We start from the raw sequence: 17,570 nt of genomic DNA, 5'->3' as shown, positions 1-17,570 counted from the left end.
GGGCTATTCTTTCGGGGCCCTTTTTTCTTTTGATAATCTCTTAGAATCTATATATTCTCTTTGGGATGAGTTCTTCGGTGAAGGTCGCAAGGCATTTCCTCACGGTCTTTTATTCTTTTTAGTTTGTCAGGAAAATCATTGATGAAATCATTGTCAATACAGTCACAAAATATCGATATATCATCCCTCTCCGGGCATCTCTGGCAGGCGGCCAATATCCTGCGCGGTCCTGTCGACGCGGCCGACTTCAAGACTTACATCTTCCCGCTGCTGTTCTTCAAGCGGCTCTCCGACGTCTATGACGAAGAGTATGCCGCTGCCCTGGAAGAGTCCGACGGCGACGTGGAATTTGCCCAGTTCCCCGAAAATCACCGGTTCCAGGTTCCGGAGAACTGCCATTGGAAGGATGCCCGAGCCAAGAGCGCCAATATCGGCCATGCGCTCCAGAAGGCCATGCGCTGTATCGAGCAGGCCAATCCGGACACCCTGCACGGCATCTTCGGCGATGCCCAGTGGACGAACAAGGAGCGCCTTTCGGACGCGCTGCTCAAGGACCTGCTCGAACATTTTTCGTCGCTCAACCTGGGCAATGAGCATTGCAAGGCGGACATTCTCGGACAGGCCTATGAATACCTGATCAAGAAATTTGCCGACCTGACCAACAAGAAGGCCGGTGAATTCTATACCCCGCGTTCCGTGGTCGCGCTGATGGTTCGCATCCTTGCGCCCAAGGCGGGGGAAACCATCTATGACCCGGCCTGCGGGACCGGCGGCATGCTCCTCGAGGCCCTGCACCATGTCAAAGAGCATGGCGGTGACGAGCACCTCATGCTGGGCAAGCTCTACGGCCAGGAAAAGAACCTGACCACATCCTCTATCGCCAGGATGAACCTCTTTCTCCACGGCGCGGAAGATTTCCATATCGAACGCGGCGACACGCTGCGCTTACCCGCTTTTTATTCAGGCGACAGTCTCGCTACCTTTGACTGCGTCATCGCCAATCCTCCGTTCTCCCTTAAAAAATGGGGGGACGACGCCTGGACCAACGATCCCTACGGCCGCAACTTTGCCGGGCTGCCGCCAGCCAAATCCGGCGACTTCGCCTGGGTTCAACACATGGTCAAATCCATGGCCCGCAAGACCGGCCGCATGGCTGTGGTGCTTCCCCATGGTGTGCTGTTCCGCATGTCCAAGGAAGGAAAAATCCGGCACAAGCTGCTGGAAATGGATATCCTCGAAGCGGTGATCGGCCTCGGGAAGAATATCTTCTACGGCACCGGACTCGCGCCCTGCGTGCTGGTCTTCCGGGACAGCAAGCCCAAGGATCACCGCCAGAAGGTGCTGTTCATCGACGCCTCGAAGGAGTTCAAGACCGGGCGCGCCCAGAATGAGCTTCTGCCGGAACACGTGGACAACATCCATCGCTGGTACGAGGACTATCAGGATGTGGAAGGGATCTGCCGGGTGGTCACGCTCGACGAAATCCGCGAGAACGATTTCAACCTGACCATCCCCCGTTACGTGGAGCCGGTGATTGAAGAAGAATCGATAACCATCGATCGGGCCATCGCCAATCTCAAAGAAGCGCTGCAGGCGGCGTGTGCGGCCGAGGATCGGCTGAAGGCGCTGCTCGAAAAAGAAGGATTGATGGCATGAACAACACATCAACCCGAGTCGAACGTGCGCAGAAACCACGGAAATGTCCCGAATGCGGGCAGGCCCCTTTGGCCAGCATCCTCTATGGCATGCCCGCGTTCGATGAGGAGTTAGAACGAAAAATGAATGAAGGCAGGATCACGCTTGGCGGCTGCTGTATCAGCGACGACGATCCAGCGTGGGAATGCACCCACTGCGGGCTCAAGATTTTCCGGAGGCAGGTGCAATGATTTCCCAATCCCAACTTGAATCCTACCTCTGGGGCGCGGCCACCTTGCTGCGTGGTTACATCGATGCCGGGGACTACAAGCAGTTCATCTTCCCGCTGCTGTTCTACAAGCGCCTGTGCGACGTGTACGACGAAGAACTGGCCGATGCGCTGGAGGAGTCCGGCGGCGATCAGGAATACGCCGCACTCCCTGAGCAGCATCGCTTCCAGATCCCGGAAGACGCCCACTGGAAGGCCACCCGCACCAAGGTCAAGAACGTGGGCAAGGTCATTCAGGATGCCCTGCGGGCGATTGAGACGGCCAACCCCGATACCCTGTACGGGGTCTTCGGTGATGCCCAGTGGACCAATAAGGACCGCCTGCCGGACCGCATGCTGCGCGAGCTGATCGAGCATTTCAGCTCGCAGACGCTTTCGCTCTCCAACTGCCCCGAGGATGAGCTGGGCGTGGGCTATGAGTTTCTGATCAAGAAGTTCGCTGACGATTCCGGCCACACCGCTGCGGAGTTCTATACCAACCGCACCGTGGTTCACCTGATGACCGAGATGCTTGAACCCAGGCCGGGCGAGTCTATCTATGACCCCACCTGCGGTTCGGCGGGCATGCTGCTCTCCGCCGTCGCCCACCTCAAACGGCAGAACAAGGAATGGCGGAACCTGCGGCTATTCGGTCAGGAGCGTAATCTGCTCACCTCGGCCATCGGCCGGATGAACCTGTTCCTGCATGGCATCGAGGACTTTCGCATCGTCCGGGGCGATACCCTGGCCAATCCCGCCTTTGTCGAAGGCGACCGGCTTAAGCAGTTCGACGTGGTGTTGGCCAATCCGCCGTATTCCATCAAGCAGTGGGACCGTGATGCCTGGTCCGCCGATTCGTGGGGCCGGAACCTCTACGGCACTCCGCCCCAGGGCCGCGCCGACTATGCCTTCTGGCAGCACATCATCAAGAGCATGAAGGCCAAGAGTGGTCGCTGCGCCATCCTGTTTCCGCATGGTGTTCTCTTCCGCAACGAAGAGCTGGCCATGCGTGAGAAACTGGTCGCCCACGATGTTGTGGAGTGCGTGCTGGGCCTCGGTCCCAACCTCTTTTACAACTCGCCCATGGAAGCCTGCGTCGTTATCTGCCGGATGAACAAGCCCAAGGAGCGCAGGAATAAGGTGCTCTTCATCAACGCGGTGAACGAGGTGACCCGCGAGCGGGCGCAGAGCTTTCTGACCGACGACCACATCCAGCACATTGTCGCCGCCTACCAGACCTTTGGCGACGAGGACGGCTTTGCCCGGGTGGTCGGCGATGATGAGATCCGGGAGAAAGGCAGCAATCTCAGCATCCCGCTTTACGTTCGAGCGGACAACAGCAATGCTCAGGAGAGGAGCGAAACCTTTGGCTTGCAACAGGCTATTGCCGATTGGCAGAAGAGTTCAAAAGCATTGCGGAAATCTATGGACTACCTATTTGGAATTCTGGAAGGAGTTTCGTCAAAAACCGATGCACCAATCAGGACAATAACCAAAAAAACAATTCATAAGGAAAGGGTCGTTCAACCCGCTTTTAAACGAGCGGTTTTGGCAGCGGAGGTTACCTCCAAGCTGCACATGGAGCCCACCTTTGGCTCCGTGAAGCACGAAAAAATCGTTTTCCTCTGTGAAAAAATGCTCGGTTTGAGTGAAGCCCTAGAGCATCACCACCTGCGCCAGGCTGCCGGCCCTTATGATCCCAAGGCCAGACGGTCAACAGACAGAACCTTTACGAAAAACAAGTGGTTTATTATAAAGAAAAATGGAAAACGGATCGAATACCTGAAAGGGGAAAAGTTCGGTAGTCATGAAGGATATTTCGAACGGTATTTTCCCAGGGAAAGTAAATATATCCACGACATAGTGGAGTTACTGAGAGCCGCCACCACGGAACAGTGTGAAATTGTGGCAACCCTCTTCAGCGCCTGGCATGATTTTCTGGATCAGGGAACAGCGCCTTCCGATGACCAGATTGTCCAGGAAGTTCTGAACAACTGGCATGAAAGCAAGAAGCGTATTCCTGCTAAGCGGTGGCACAGGGGGCTTGTATGGATGCGGGAAAAACGATTGACACCTACGGACGCCTTTGGGCAAGGAGCCGTGTGATGAATAAACGCTCCTTGAAGCCAGGCTGGGAGATGGTGAAGTTTGGCGAGGTGGTGAAGAACTCCAATCTTGTGGAGCGTGATCCCGAGGCCAATGCCATTGAAAGAATCGTCGGGCTCGAACACATCGACCCCGAAAATCTGCACATCCGGCGCTGGAACTCTGTTGCGGATGGCACATCGTTTACCCGCAAATTTGTGCCGGGACAGACTCTTTTCGGTAAACGCCGGGCCTATCAACGCAAGGTTGCCTTTGCCGAGTTTGAAGGCATTTGCTCCGGGGACATCCTGACGTTCGAGCCAAAAAACGCAAAGATTCTGCTGGCGGAACTCCTGCCCTTTATCTGCCAGAGCGATGCGTTTTTCGATTATGCGCTTGATACCTCGGTCGGTTCGCTGTCACCGAGAACCAGTTGGAGGGCGCTTAAAGACTTTGAATTCCCGTTGCCGCCCCTTGATGAACAGAAGCGCATTGCCGAGATCCTGTGGGCAGCAGATGAGGCGGTGGAAAAATATGCATCGCTTACCAGCGATCTGAATGCCTACGTGGAAACTCTGATTGAAAACAATATTACATCAACGAACGTCACCAGTGTGCTGGGAGATTATTGCCCATCCGATGGAATAAAAATCGGGCCATTTGGAAGCCTTCTTCACGCTGAAGATTATCAATCTGAGGGGGTTCCTGTGGTAATGCCTGCTGATATCGAGAAGGGTGTCATTCAGGAAGAAAAAGTTGCAAGAATAAGTGAGGAGAAGGCTCTCGAACTACAAAATTACCGCTTGTCCGAAAACGACATTCTATTCCCTCGTAGAGGAGATCTTACAAAACGCGCTCTTGTTTTAGCCCATCAAGAAAATTGGCTTTGCGGAACCGGCACAATAAGAGTTCGATTAAAAGAAGGAATAAATCCACGTGCCGTTTTTTGGGCAGTTACGAGTTCATCTACAAATCGCTGGTTAGATCGATTTTCCGTCGGAACAACGATGCCCAATCTCAACGCCACAACGATCAAGAAAATCCCGTTTCACCTTCCCGAAGGGTCTAAAGCGGGAGAATTCCTTGGATTGCTTGAGCGGACAAAAAGTTTGCATGCAAATGCTGTAGTGCATCACCAAAAACTTGTAGCACTCAAAAAGCATCTCATAGGAAATTTAGTCGTGGAGGGAGCCGCCCATGTTTAACGAAGAAAACACTGTCGAACAGATGGCTCTCGACATGCTCTGTGGCGGCGTGATTTCGAACATGGTTGCCGAAGAGCTCGCCAGTTACGGCGGCGAGATCAAAGGCTGGCGTTTCGTGGCCGCCGAGGAGCTGCCGCGCCAGCACTCCGACGTGCTGGTGGAGTCGATGGTGCGCGACGCCCTCATCCGCCTGAACCCGGAAATCAAGGCCCAGCCCGACCGTGCCGACGAGGTGCTCTATCGTCTGCGGACCATCCCGCTGTCGGTGCAGAGCGAAGGCCTGGTGCGGGCCAACGAGCTGTTTGCCGAATGGCTGCGGGGCGAGAAATCCATGCCTTTCGGTGAACGCGGCGAACATACGCCGGTGCGCTTGATCGACTTCGAGAATCTCAGCAACAACGATTACGTGGTTACCAACCAGTGGGTCTATCCGGTCAAAGAAGGCGGTCGCCGTTTCGACATTGTCATGCTGGTCAACGGTATCCCGCTGGTGGTCGGCGAGGCCAAAACGCCGGTGCGCCCGGCGGTGACCTGGGTGGACGGAGCCAGCGACATCCACAACGGCTACGAACAGAGCGTGCCGCAGATGTTTGTGCCCAACGTCCTCTCTTTTGCCACCGAGGGCAAGAGCTATCGGTACGGCTCGGTGCGCATGCCCATCGATATCTGGGGGCCGTGGCACGAAGGCGAGAACAAGGCCGAGGGGACGCTTGCAGACGTGCAGCGCTCCATCCGCTCCATGCTGTGCCCCCATGTGGTGCTAGACATTCTGCAGAACTTCACTCTGTTCGCCACCGACAAGAAGCACCGGCGCATCAAGATCATCTGCCGCTATCAGCAGTACGAAGGCGCTAACCTGATGGTGGCCCGCGTGGTCAAGGGCTATCCCAAGAAGGGCCTGATCTGGCATTTCCAAGGCTCAGGCAAATCGCTGCTGATGGTGTTCGCGGCGCAGAAGCTGCGGATGCATCGTAAGCTCGGCAACCCCACGGTAATGATCGTGGTGGACCGCATCGACCTGGATACCCAGATCACCGCCACCTTCAATGCCGCCGATATCCCGAACATGATCGGAGCCGCCACCCGGCAGGAGCTGCAAAGCCTACTGGCGGCCGATACCCGCAAGATCATCATCACTACCATTCATAAATTCGGCGAGGCGGACGGCCGCCTGAATGAGCGCTCGAACATCATCGTGATGGTGGACGAGGCGCACCGTACACAGGAAGGCGATCTGGGGCGCAAGATGCGCGACGCGCTGCCCAACGCCTTTCTCTTTGGTCTGACCGGCACGCCGATCAACAAGCGGGACCGCAACACCTTTTGGGCCTTCGGCGCGGATGAGGATGAACAGGGCTATATGAGCCGCTACTCGTTCCAGGACTCGATCCGGGACAAGGCCACGCTGCCGCTGCACTTCGAGGCGGTGGACGTGAAGCTGCACATCAACAAGGACGCCATCGACGAAGCCTACTCTCAGATGACCGATGAGCTGAGCGAGTTGGATCGTGATGACCTGGCCAAGCGGGCCGCCAAGATGGCGGTGCTGATTAAGGCCCCGGCGCGGGTGAACGCCATCTGCCAGCACATTGTTAAGCACTTCCAGGAGAAGGTGGAGCCGAACGGCTTCAAAGCCCAAGTGGTGACCTTTGACCGGGAGTGCTGTGTTCTCTACAAGAAGGCTATGGATGAGCTGGTCGGCCCAGAGGCCAGCGCCATCGTCATGCACACCCAGGGTGGCAAGTCCGATGAGTACGCGGAATGGAAACTGACCAAAGACGAGGAGGAAAAGCTTCTCGACCGTTTCCGCGATCCGAACGATCCGCTTAAGTTCCTGATCGTCACTTCCAAGCTACTGACCGGCTTCGATGCGCCCATTCTGCAGGTGATGTACCTCGACAAGCCGATGAAGGATCACAACCTGCTGCAGGCCATCTGCCGCACCAACCGTGTCTACCCCGGCAAGACCCACGGCCTGATCGTGGATTACCTGGGCATCTTCGATGATGTGGCCACGGCCCTCGATTTCGATGAAAAGGCGGTGCAGAAGGTCATCACCAATCTGGATGACCTCAAGAAAGAGCTGCCCGGCGTTGTGGCGAAGAGCCTTTCGTTCTTCCCTGGCGTGGACCGCACCGTCGGTGGCTACGAAGGGCTGATCGCGGCGCAGGATTGTCTGCCGGATAACGAGACCCGGGACAAGTTCGCGGCCGAATACTCGGTGCTCTCCTGTTTGTGGGAGGCGCTGTCTCCCGATCCCTGTCTCGGCCCTTATGAAAAGGACTATAAATGGCTGACCCAGGTGTATGAGTCGGTGAAGCCGCCGAGCGGCAACGGCAAGCTGCTCTGGCACGCCCTGGGGGCCAAGACCATCGAGCTGGTGCATAAAAACGTACATCTGGAGACAGTGCGCGACGATCTGGACACCCTGGTGATGGACGCCGAGGTACTCGAAGGGCTGCTTGATGCCAAGGACCCGGACAAGAAATCCAAGGAAATCGAGATTAAGCTCATCGCCCGCCTGCGCAAGCACAAGGACAATCCAAAGTTTGTCGCCCTGGGTGAACGTCTCGAAAAGCTCAAAGAGCGGCACGAACAGGGCCTGCTCCACAGCCTCGACTTCCTAAAGGAACTGCTGACCCTGGCCAAGGAGGTTGTCCAGGCCGAGAAGCAGGTGGACCCGGTCGATGAACAGGCCAAAGCCAAGGCGGCCTTGACCGAGCTGTTCGCCGAGGTGAAGAGCGGTAAGACGCCAGTGGTTGTCGAGCGGGTCGTCAACGACATCGACGAGATTGTGCGGATGGTTCGGTTCCCCGGCTGGCAAAACACCCATGCTGGGGAGCGCGAGGTCCAGAAGGCCCTGCGCAAAGTGATTTATGTGAAATACCAGGTCAAGGACCAGGATCTGTTCGACAAGGCGTACAGTTATGTTAAACAATATTATTGATTGTGATTATTTTTGTCTCTCAGCGATCACAATGAACAAGGCAAAAGCCAGAGGAAAGAAACATTTGTCTACTTGGAATGGAAAGTAATTCGCTGCAATCAGGTATATCTTGTAGTCATAGGAGGCCGGGAGTGTGATGGGATATGATTGTGCAGTTTCCGGTAGCTCATCCGGATGAGTTGCTTGGCAGTATAATCTCCAGGTTCGTTCAACGGCAAGGGATTAGAAACGATAAAGTTGCTCTGAAGCTGTTGTTTGACTCTCGCCAGGTGGTTCCTTCCGCCTTGTTTCAGGGGCATATTGATCAGTTGTTGGCTCAGGTGGGCCATGTCTGGCGCATTGAGGCTCACAAACTTATTGAATCCCATACCATCCTGCCCCTGTTCCGCCCTTTTATACCACATGCAAGATATGGACAGCTGCTTAGGGACTTGAGAAGAGCTGGCACCAATCCCAGCATGCTCAGGTCAGGTATCAATAGCTCCAGCCAGATATGGCCAAGCCGTTTTAAGATTTGCCCGATTTGCTGGCAATCCCAGCAAAGGGAGTTTGGTTATGCCTTCTGGCAGAGGCTGTTTCAGTGTCCCGGTGTAGAGTGTTGCCCGATACATCACTGCCTACTGATTGGTGCCGGTTTGGAGATGCAGTCTCCGCATCGACATCATTTTGTCGGCACCCAAGAGATTGAGGCACAGGGTTTCATAGATAGTGGAGCTGCTGATGCAAAAGAGATAAAACTTGCGACTCTGGTACAAGAACTCCTCGGCCCAGTTCCTGAAGTTCCCGATATGGGGCAATGGAGTTCGTACTATCAAAAAGTTGCGTCAGATACAGGAAATTTGAAGAGAAATAGGGCGAATCATGTCGCAATTTCCGGGATTGTGACTACCTATTGGGGTGGAGAGTGGCTTAAGATTAATGGTCTATGCTTGGAGTCTGCGGACAACTGGCTCGTCAGAATATTCCGTAGGCATAGAAAGCCTTTTACATATTTGCAGCACATGGTTTGTTGGTTGGCCCTCAACCCTGACACTAGAAGTGTCAAGGATGTGCTAGAGGATGTGAGTAAGTGCCCTCAATATCCTACAGAGAAAAAGCAATACTTTTCGCCGAAGGCAAAGCAGAACCGCTGCAAGTATCGTGAGAGTTGGAGAAGTCTGGTGAAAAGGAATTCTTCGCTGAAAAATATCAGATCAGACAGGGAAGGAGAGCGGCTTTATTCTTGGTTATATCGATACGATCACGATTGGTTGCAGAGACATAAACCACAACGGCTGGAACGTAACCGCAGGCCTAGGGTTAACTGGCACGCCCGTGATCTCAAAATATTGCGGCAGTTGCTGGCGGTAGAAAAAAAGAATGGGTTAAACCTCAGCGGCCCAAGAAGGTCAAAAGCCTGGTACTGTCGGCAGGTAGAGAATCGTTGCCTACTTGAAAAGAAATTGGATCTTTTGCCATTGTGCGCGGCATTCTTTGTCAGGCATGCAGAGTCTGTAGAAAAATATCAAGCTCGCCGGTTGTTTGCCATACTGTCTGAGTTGATTCAGAGGCAAGAGCAAGGGATAGCGGTTCATGAAATCCAACGGATGGCAGGACTCAGTAAAGAAAGTTATCGAGAAGCTGCAAGGCGCATTCTCCAGCAGAATATCCCAGCCTGGCAGAAGTCTCAGTCGTTTTCCGAAGGACGCTGAACTTGAAAAAATTGGATGTATAAAACACCGCAAACTCGATCTGTTTAGGCTCAGACCTTACATCGATTTATATTTTTCTGGCCATCCTGTCAGCAGTGTGCCGATAGAAGTTGCTCCGATGTTGGTCATCGGCAGCTGTTATCTTAACAAGGAACGTATTCCGTCCCGTGAGTCTGAGCAATATAGTTTTAGCGTAGCGGACTGGTCTGATTGCTATCATGATCAATACGGTGGCAGCTGGTTCTTTTTGACTGATTTTGAAGGTAGAAAGATTAGGGTCCGGCAGTTTGAGCTTGCTAGGGCCATGTTTTTGCAGAACGCACATCTTGCCAGAACAGCATTTCGTTCGAATGGGCTTTCTGGTTTGGCAAATATAGAGTCTGGTGGTGACCGAACTTTGATCCGTTTTAATCGCTTATCTGATTATCCGGCATCAAATCTGCGTTCACGGTCTTCCAGGTTTCACTTGGCATGGATGTTTCTCGATCAGCAGGCCAGGAAAAGCTTTGGATCTATATTCGAGAATTGGGTGAAAAGGGATGGTTCGGCATGGTCGTTTGAATTCAAACCGCCTGATTTGCAAGGGTGGACTATATCAGCATTTGGTGCGTTTGAAGAAAACTACAAAGAACATTTTTTTGAAATAGAGGAGGTGGTATCCCTCCACAACCCTATTTTCGATTATTCAAACAAAATAGAGATTTACCATCCGCGTTTTCGAGAGCCTTTGCCGCTCGTGCCGCCGGGAGGGAAAAATCCTGTGATAGATCCGGTTGATTCTGATCCGGATCTCAATCTTCAGGGTTTGCCGCTATTAGGGAGGAGGCTCGACAGTATAACAGACCAACGATTTTCATTCACATTTGGCAACGAATTGAACATTGCGCTGAATGTTGATAAGCGGAGGCCTCAAGTTCCTCCAACCGTTAATCAGGATAGTGACCCAAGAAAAGAGGAGGCCGGAGTGGGTCATGCTGAAGAGAGCGGCACCACTCAAGAATTGGATTACGGGATCAATCGTACTGATGAAGGCGATGAACAGGTTGCAGATCTGATTCCGGCTGAATCGACAGCAAGGTTTAAGCTGTTTAAGCAGGTTATTGAGGAGCTTGTGGAAAGGGAGCATTACCGTGCTGGTGAGATAAGATGTTATGAACTCCCTTGGCCCAACACCAAAAGGCTGACTGCCTTGCGGACGGAAACAGGAAAGCCGGCGCTTTTCCATCTTGCAACACTGTATTACAGTGAATTGCCGCTGGTTGTAATTGAGGTTGATACAGAAAGCCTTAAAAAGAACCATGCCTTGAGTACGCTGGTTGCCAGCTTCGGTGGAGATGTAGTCAAGGGGATTAGAAATGTGATGCAAGCGTGCTCCGATGATGGGGTCAGGTGGAACAAGAGGGTTATCAAAGATCATTGTAATGTTTTCGTTTTATGTAAACATCCACACAGAATTACACATGGAAATGAGGATGCTCAGGTGCGAACGCCTGATGAGTACCACCAGGCATGGGTCGGCATTTTGGAAAAGCGAGTTGAGCAAGTTTTCATAATATTTAAAGAGCGGACAGACCAATCCTCTGAATTGCAGTAGTTTAGGTTAAATCGGCAGGCACCCAAAACTATTGAAATAGAAAGCTTCGATCATGAAACAATCCAAGAGGGTAACAGAGAGCGATCATTCTCTTTTCAGGACAAACGAAAAACGTTTGGAAACCATGGAGCAGCCCCGCAAACGTTCCCCTTTGTAGATAAGTCAAAACCGGAGTTCAACAGTCGCCTTTTTAAAGATCCAGAGCCGATACCCCGAGCAATGGGGGTATTCTTACTTTTGAACGGATCGAACCTCGATCACTGACATCTCGGTTGGGCAGCGGTAGCTATCGATGCACCCTCACTGGGACACAGGAAGTTATGCTCCCAAATAGCGAAAAGATAGGCGAAGAACTGCTCAAGATGAAAGCGTCGGGCACCTTGCCAAGCAGGGAAGAGATGCTGGAGCAATTCCAGGTGGGTGGTCACCTCCCGATGCTTTTGGACTATTTTCACAAAGTGGCGGAGCTATTCGAGCATATGTCCGTCCAGTCCAAAAGATGGAATCATCTCGAAAAACACCCTTTTGAATGCGTCATATTCTCTCATTTGGTGCGATTTAAGCGTTACACAATTGGCCTTACAAGACTTTCATTTTTTCACGGCCAGGGCATGGTTCATTGCATCGACTGCTATTACCCCATACTCAAATCGATTTTCGAACTTTGCGTTGAGAACAGGCTGGTTGCGGCCTATGTTCATGACTTCGGCCGAACCCTGGAGAGCAAAGAGCAAGTCGCCAGAAGGATTCTGACCTATGCCGACTATTCAAAAAAAAAGCACAATCAAAAGTTTCCGTATTTGCCCAACTTTTATGACACTCCTGATAACCTTAAACCGCAATCTATCCGAGACTTTGAACAGAAAACAACGTCCGAAATCAATAGAGATATAGGGAAGGTTGCCAAACAACTAAACGGCCGACGTGGCAAGGGCAAGCCTCAGCACTGGTATCCGACTGAGGACGCAAGGCAACAGAAAATCGGCGAAGAACGATATTTCGGATCAATGCAGTGGCGCTGTCGGGACGTTCTGGGGGGCTATGTGGGAGAGGTTAAGGAAAGGGAGTTTTGGCGCACCGCTTACGATACCATATACGATCTGCTGAACCGCTATTCCCATCCCGTCCTGGGATATGACGACAACCTTAGACCCGAGCCAGATCGACTTTTCGACCTCTACCATGTTATGGGAGGCTTTATTTCAATTCTCGACCAGTTCATTATTCCAGGGCTGATTCGCGATCTAGAAATCCACATCGAAGAGTCTCCTGAGATGCTCCAAATATTCAATAAAATGGAAGTCTTAAAGAAGGAAGTTTGTTTGGACCTGAGTGTTCTGAGTCTTGCGTTGAACCTCAGAACCGATTAATATCACTTTTCAGCCCGAAGCTCCTTCATTGTCAGTGCTGTTTAGACAGCCCACTCATTCTGACAAGAAAGGAGTGGGCTCATGCAACAACAACAGGCACAAAGCAAAAAGGACGCAGCAATTCCAGCGGTGAACTATCACCTTTGGGGGAGCTGCAATATGCGGTGCAGGTTCTGCTTCGCACGTTTCAAAACTGAAAGACAAGAAAGCAAGGAGGTGGGCTGGCAAAAGAGTCTGGCCGTCATTGCGGAGGCATCTCGCGCGGGTATCGCAAAAATTACCTTTGCGGGTGGCGAACCGTTGCTGTGCCCTTGGCTGGCCGATGTCCTTAAGCACAGCAAGGCCTTTGGAATGACTACCATGGTCGTCACCAACGGCTCTCTTGTAACGGACCGGTGGCTCGGCGAGAATGCCCGGTACATCGACTGGCTCGCGCTGAGTATCGATAGCCCCGTCACTGCCACGAACTTTGCCTCCGGACGAGCTGTTGGCGGCATAAGACCGCTAGGCGCGACCGAATATCGCTCTCTCGCAGCGAAGATCAGGCGTCACAACATCCGGCTTAAGGTCAACGTGACAGTCAGTCGCTTCAATGTAGAAGAGGACCCCTCGTCGCTGCTTTTGGAGATCCTTCCAGAGCGGCTGAAAGTCTTCCAGGTTCTGCCGATATTCGGTCAAAACGACCATTGTTTTGCCGACTTGGGGATCAGTATCAAAAAGTTTTCTGCGTTTGTCCGTAGACTCGACCCGCTGCGGAATTTCTGCCAAGTGGTTGTAGAAGACAATGAAGCGATGACCGGTTCGTACCTTATGATCGACCCACAGGGCCGCTTTTTTAGTAACACTGGTGGCCGATACCGTTTCAGCCTCCCCGTCTGGCAGGTCGGCTGGGCCACAGCTTTGTCTGAGATCGAAACCTCTGTGGCCCGGTTCCGTTCGCGGGGTGGGTTTTACAGCTGGTAGCTTGTTGCCACGTGGTGAAGCAGGTATCCAAGTTGCTAAGTCAGAAAATATTATCTCTTCCCCAAATCACCATTTAATTGGACGCGAAAGGCCCGCCAGAAGAATTGGCGGGCTTTTCCTATTTGCTAAGTGATTGCGAGAAATAAGATATTTGTTCGCATTTATATTTATAAGAAGGTTGGGGACGACTGGCCGGACAATTTGCGTCTTGACGTGTGTTTGGGGTTGGGATAGATTGGCGAAATCTTATGATCCTTGAATGCCCATTAATATACACATGCTAAGGAGGGCAGTATGCCAATATCAATAGCTGAGTTAGCGGCAGCTTCTGGGAGGGCCTACAAAACATCATTAATAAAATCTGCTAACGAAGCGTTAGCTAAAAGCAAACAGACTGCATTCCTTTGTCATAGCCACACAGATGTGAAATTAGCTGAGGGACTACAGGTATTGTTAGCCGAAAACGGTTGGGATTTGTATATTGATTGGAAAGACCATGAAATGCCAGATCAACCGAATAAAGAAACAGCTATAAAGATAAAACAAAAAATTTCGGACATGGATTGGTTCTTGTTTTTAGCAACACCGAACTCAACTAAATCTAAATGGTGCCCATGGGAGATTGGATTTGCAGATAGTAAAAAACCTCATGATAGAATACTGGTTATCCCAACTACTGACTCAGGAAGATGGTACGGCAATGAATATTTACAATTATATCGTAATATAGAAAAGGCTAAAGGCGGGGGGTTGGCAGCATTTCCTGCAGCTCAAAAATCAGGTGGTATGTTGTTGAAGAGTTTAAGATGACAAGCCGGACAATAATGAATTTGTTGCGGAGGGCTAGGTGAGAAGAACCTTTTTTTCGTTCCATTATGAACCTGATGTTTGGCGGGCTTGGAATGTTCGAAACTGCTGGGTCATTAAACCTGAAGAGCAAAGTGACCGCGGGTTCTTTGATAGCAGCGTATTTGAAGCTAGCAAAAAAGAAAGTGATGATTCGCTCAAGACTTTTCTTCGGGAGGGATTAAAAAATACCTCTGTAACTTGCGTCCTAGCTGGTACTGATACGTGGAGTCGTCGCTGGGTCAGATATGAGATTGCCCGCAGTGTAATCAAAGGGAATGGTCTGCTGACAGTTTATATAGATGGCGTAAAGAACAAGGATGGAGCAACAGTCACTAAAGGCGCTGATCCTCTCGCTCAGATGGGTGTGTACCGAACAAAAAATGGAATTTATCTTGCTGAGTGGAAAGGAGGCAAATGGGTCAAGTACGATGACTATACACTTTCCATTCCAGAGGGGGAGCTATGGTTCCCTGCTCCAAAAAACACAACGGTAGTACAATTTTCCACTCACTGTATGAGTTACGACTTTGTTGCACAGAATGGACGTCAGAATATAGATGGTTGGATCGAAACAGCTGCTGCACTCGCTGGCAGGTAAATTGTCTACAGAGAGAATGCGAAACGGCTGATGCTCTTCGGTGCCGAAACTTACGATCGCTTTGTGCGCGAGGGCATGAGGTGGAGCTAGGAATCCGGCCCGCAACTCAGCGCTGGTAAACAAGTTAAGAACCCTTTTGATTAGCGGACAGTGAAGCGGAGCGGGCGCGATGTCCCATTTCCCTGGGTATGTCAAATTTACAAATTGGATCCGTGGCGATGACTACAACAACATACCGAACTGGATTGAAGCAGCTGCAAAGACTGCTCGACCTTAATACACCATGAGCCTCTACGAGCTAGCTATACTTGGCGCTGCCACGCCTGACGATCGAGCAACGCTCACTGCTACTATTGCAGAAATGGTGGGAGAGTTTGGACTTGCTCTTAATGATGAGGTGATTGTTCACGACGGAACTTCTATCTTTGGTCGCGACAAGCACACTGCTTTTGCTGCCGTATATTTTGGCGGCACCGAACAAACAGATTTGGAAGCGGCGCGGGAACTTGTCCTGTCAAGTGCCCCGGTGATCCCCTCCGTTGGCCTAAACGCGGATTTCAACTCGACCATTCCAGATTTCCTTCAGCCTGCCAACGGGTTTGTTCGCGGAACGGGAGATCCCGCGATGTCCGAACTGGCCGCAGCGATGCTCGAATGCGTGGGGTTGCTCCGCCAGCAGCGCAGAGTCTTTGTCAGCTATCGGCGGGTGGAGTCGCGGGCAGCAGCAGTGCAACTCCACGATCTTCTTACAGCACGCGGCTTCGATGTGTTTCTAGACACACACGACATTCGTCCCGGTGACCCATTCCAGGACGTGCTTTGGCATCGCCTCGTTGACTCTGATGTCATGGTTATGCTTGACACTCCCAGTTACTTCGACAGCCGATGGACGCGTCAGGAGATAGGTCGAGCCCGAGCAAAGGAAATCCAAGTCCTTCGCGTCATTTGGCCTGAACACAAGCCTAATAAACTCACCGACCTCGCCGAAACCATCTACCTGGAGACGGAGGACCTCGAAGGTTCAGATGGTCCGATCAGGGAAACCATGGCAGAGACAATTGTGCTGCGAGTCGAGAGGTTGAGGAGCCTCAGCATTGCTGCACGCTACATGTCAATTACAGGCAAGCTGAGAGCCGATGTCCAGAAAATTGGTGCGAGCGTTGAGGCGATCGGAGCGCACCGCGCCATAGCGGTGCGCCTTCTCGATGATCGGCGGATATGGGCCTATCCCATCGTCGGCATACCAACAGCCGAGGTTTTTAACGACGTTGCCAACAAGGCTCGACGTGCTGATCAGAGAGAAATTCCCGTCGTTGTATACGATCATCTCGGGATCCGCGATACATGGGTCGCTCACCTTAATTGGCTGGACGAGCATATCCGCGCCGTTCGCGCCATCAAGGTTTCTGAAGCGGGCTGGACGCTTGCGGCGTGGGAAGGATGAGTATGGCCGAGGCAATCTTCCTTTCGGCTGGTGTTCCAGATCCGAAACGAGGCCCTGAGTACGCAGCGACTGCCGATGTAGTAGCGATTACTGCGGCCGTATCGGCACTCGTCCACGTTACGCTAGGCCGGCGCCAGCTCGTTTGGGGTGGTCACCCGGCCATCTCGCCGATGATCTGGGTTGTGGCTCAGGAAATGGGCATAGAATATGGTCGATGGGTCCGGCTTTACCAGTCACGGTTTTTCCAGGACGAGTTCCCCGAGGACAATGACCGGTTCCAAAACGTTATTTACACCCCTAATGTTCCAGAAGACCGGGAGAAAAGTCTTCTCCTGATGCGCGAGCAGATGTTCTCCGAAAACCAATTCAAGGCGGGTGTGTTTATCGGCGGAATGGCTGGCATTGTGGACGAATTTGAGTTATTCAGCCGGCTACAGCCGAATGCGGCGGTTGTGCCAGTTGTCTCGGCTGGTGGTGCAGCACTTCAGGTAGCCGAGCGGATCGGCGTGATTGCACCCGATTTGCGAGATGACCTCGACTACGTGGCGCTGTTCCACCGGTACCTCGGGATTTCCGTTCGCGAAGAGCGATTCCAAAGTCCCGAGGATCAACCAGCCGATGTCGTGCAACGCTACTGGAATCCTCCGACCGTGAGAACGTGATATCGGGAATTATCAGCATTGTCGGGAAACTCTTCATGTTTCCAATAAACCACAACCTCCAGAATATCCCGAATGGCCCAATCTGCTACCCATAATTTGGGTCATATTGTATTTTATCCATAATTGGGCTCAGATCATCTAGACAGTTATCAGACATTCAGAAGGGAACCGGGAGGGGTTAGTTCCTGACAATAACAGTTTGTCTGAAAGAAAGTAGCTTACGGATGATCAGACAGTTATCAAAAAATATCAAACTTTT

At 52.0% G+C, this 17,570-nt stretch carries 13 protein-coding genes; all 13 read left to right on the top strand.

The features are described 5' to 3' along the window. Nucleotides 1–141 precede the first annotated feature (141 nt). On the top strand, nucleotides 142–1,656 hold the full coding sequence (locus PCAR_RS15830; protein WP_011342714.1) for a type I restriction-modification system subunit M: 1,515 nt from the start codon (nucleotides 142–144) through the stop codon (nucleotides 1,654–1,656). Further along, nucleotides 1,653–1,886: a hypothetical protein gene (locus tag PCAR_RS15825; RefSeq protein WP_011342713.1), complete on the top strand. Its 234-nt coding sequence runs from the start codon at nucleotides 1,653–1,655 to the stop codon at nucleotides 1,884–1,886. Before PCAR_RS15830 ends, PCAR_RS15825 begins: the two co-directional genes overlap by 4 nt. Continuing rightward, entirely contained in the window at nucleotides 1,883–4,009 is a 2,127-nt protein-coding gene (locus tag PCAR_RS15820) for a type I restriction-modification system subunit M (RefSeq protein ID WP_011342712.1), read from the top strand. Before PCAR_RS15825 ends, PCAR_RS15820 begins: the two co-directional genes overlap by 4 nt. After that, on the top strand, nucleotides 4,009–5,193 hold the full coding sequence (locus PCAR_RS18140) for a restriction endonuclease subunit S (RefSeq protein ID WP_011342711.1): 1,185 nt from the start codon (nucleotides 4,009–4,011) through the stop codon (nucleotides 5,191–5,193). The genes PCAR_RS15820 and PCAR_RS18140 overlap by 1 nt, the downstream gene beginning before the upstream one ends. Then, on the top strand, nucleotides 5,186–8,140 hold the full coding sequence (locus tag PCAR_RS15810) for a type I restriction endonuclease subunit R (RefSeq protein ID WP_011342710.1): 2,955 nt from the start codon (nucleotides 5,186–5,188) through the stop codon (nucleotides 8,138–8,140). Before PCAR_RS18140 ends, PCAR_RS15810 begins: the two co-directional genes overlap by 8 nt. A 143-nt stretch (nucleotides 8,141–8,283) precedes the next feature. Then, nucleotides 8,284–9,831: a TnsD family Tn7-like transposition protein gene (locus PCAR_RS15805; protein ID WP_011342709.1), complete on the top strand. Its 1,548-nt coding sequence runs from the start codon at nucleotides 8,284–8,286 to the stop codon at nucleotides 9,829–9,831. Then, nucleotides 9,713–11,425 carry a Tn7-like element transposition protein TnsE gene (locus PCAR_RS15800; RefSeq protein ID WP_148204369.1) on the top strand — a complete coding sequence of 571 codons (1,713 nt, stop codon included), beginning with the start codon at nucleotides 9,713–9,715 and terminating at the stop codon, nucleotides 11,423–11,425. The genes PCAR_RS15805 and PCAR_RS15800 overlap by 119 nt, the downstream gene beginning before the upstream one ends. A gap of 320 nt (nucleotides 11,426–11,745) precedes the next feature. Then, on the top strand, nucleotides 11,746–12,795 hold the full coding sequence (locus PCAR_RS15795) for a hypothetical protein (RefSeq protein ID WP_011342707.1): 1,050 nt from the start codon (nucleotides 11,746–11,748) through the stop codon (nucleotides 12,793–12,795). An 81-nt stretch (nucleotides 12,796–12,876) separates the two neighbouring features. Continuing rightward, nucleotides 12,877–13,758 (top strand): viperin family antiviral radical SAM protein, encoded by an 882-nt coding sequence (locus tag PCAR_RS15790; protein ID WP_011342706.1) that lies wholly within the window; start codon nucleotides 12,877–12,879, stop codon nucleotides 13,756–13,758. A 294-nt stretch (nucleotides 13,759–14,052) separates the two neighbouring features. Beyond that, nucleotides 14,053–14,568, top strand: a complete 516-nt coding sequence (locus tag PCAR_RS15785) for a toll/interleukin-1 receptor domain-containing protein (protein ID WP_011342705.1) — start codon at nucleotides 14,053–14,055, stop codon at nucleotides 14,566–14,568. Between the two features lie 37 nt (nucleotides 14,569–14,605). Then, nucleotides 14,606–15,205, top strand: a complete 600-nt coding sequence (locus PCAR_RS15780) for a TIR domain-containing protein (RefSeq protein ID WP_011342704.1) — start codon at nucleotides 14,606–14,608, stop codon at nucleotides 15,203–15,205. A 283-nt stretch (nucleotides 15,206–15,488) separates the two neighbouring features. Next, entirely contained in the window at nucleotides 15,489–16,649 is a 1,161-nt protein-coding gene (locus PCAR_RS15775; protein WP_011342703.1) for a toll/interleukin-1 receptor domain-containing protein, read from the top strand. A 2-nt stretch (nucleotides 16,650–16,651) separates the two neighbouring features. Further along, a complete protein-coding gene (locus tag PCAR_RS15770; protein WP_011342702.1) occupies nucleotides 16,652–17,311 on the top strand; it encodes a hypothetical protein in 660 nt (219 codons plus the stop codon). Nucleotides 17,312–17,570: the final 259 nt, after the last annotated feature.

The sequence above is a fragment of the Syntrophotalea carbinolica DSM 2380 genome (assembly GCF_000012885.1).
GTDB classification, from domain to species: domain Bacteria; phylum Desulfobacterota; class Desulfuromonadia; order Desulfuromonadales; family Syntrophotaleaceae; genus Syntrophotalea; species Syntrophotalea carbinolica.
This window is presented reverse-complemented; position numbering and strand designations above follow the sequence as displayed.

Excerpts from the sequence above, each read along its gene's own strand:
- PCAR_RS15830 (WP_011342714.1), top strand. The coding sequence starts at position 142 with ATGAAATCATTGTCAATACAGTCACAAAATATCGATATATCATCCCTC.
- PCAR_RS15825 (WP_011342713.1), top strand. The coding sequence starts at position 1,653 with ATGAACAACACATCAACCCGAGTCGAACGTGCGCAGAAACCACGGAAA.
- PCAR_RS15820 (WP_011342712.1), top strand. The coding sequence starts at position 1,883 with ATGATTTCCCAATCCCAACTTGAATCCTACCTCTGGGGCGCGGCCACC.
- PCAR_RS18140 (WP_011342711.1), top strand. The coding sequence starts at position 4,009 with ATGAATAAACGCTCCTTGAAGCCAGGCTGGGAGATGGTGAAGTTTGGC.
- PCAR_RS15810 (WP_011342710.1), top strand. The coding sequence starts at position 5,186 with ATGTTTAACGAAGAAAACACTGTCGAACAGATGGCTCTCGACATGCTC.
- PCAR_RS15805 (WP_011342709.1), top strand. The coding sequence starts at position 8,284 with ATGATTGTGCAGTTTCCGGTAGCTCATCCGGATGAGTTGCTTGGCAGT.
- PCAR_RS15800 (WP_148204369.1), top strand. The coding sequence starts at position 9,713 with ATGAAATCCAACGGATGGCAGGACTCAGTAAAGAAAGTTATCGAGAAG.
- PCAR_RS15795 (WP_011342707.1), top strand. The coding sequence starts at position 11,746 with ATGCTCCCAAATAGCGAAAAGATAGGCGAAGAACTGCTCAAGATGAAA.
- PCAR_RS15790 (WP_011342706.1), top strand. The coding sequence starts at position 12,877 with ATGCAACAACAACAGGCACAAAGCAAAAAGGACGCAGCAATTCCAGCG.
- PCAR_RS15785 (WP_011342705.1), top strand. The coding sequence starts at position 14,053 with ATGCCAATATCAATAGCTGAGTTAGCGGCAGCTTCTGGGAGGGCCTAC.
- PCAR_RS15775 (WP_011342703.1), top strand. The coding sequence starts at position 15,489 with ATGAGCCTCTACGAGCTAGCTATACTTGGCGCTGCCACGCCTGACGAT.
- PCAR_RS15770 (WP_011342702.1), top strand. The coding sequence starts at position 16,652 with ATGGCCGAGGCAATCTTCCTTTCGGCTGGTGTTCCAGATCCGAAACGA.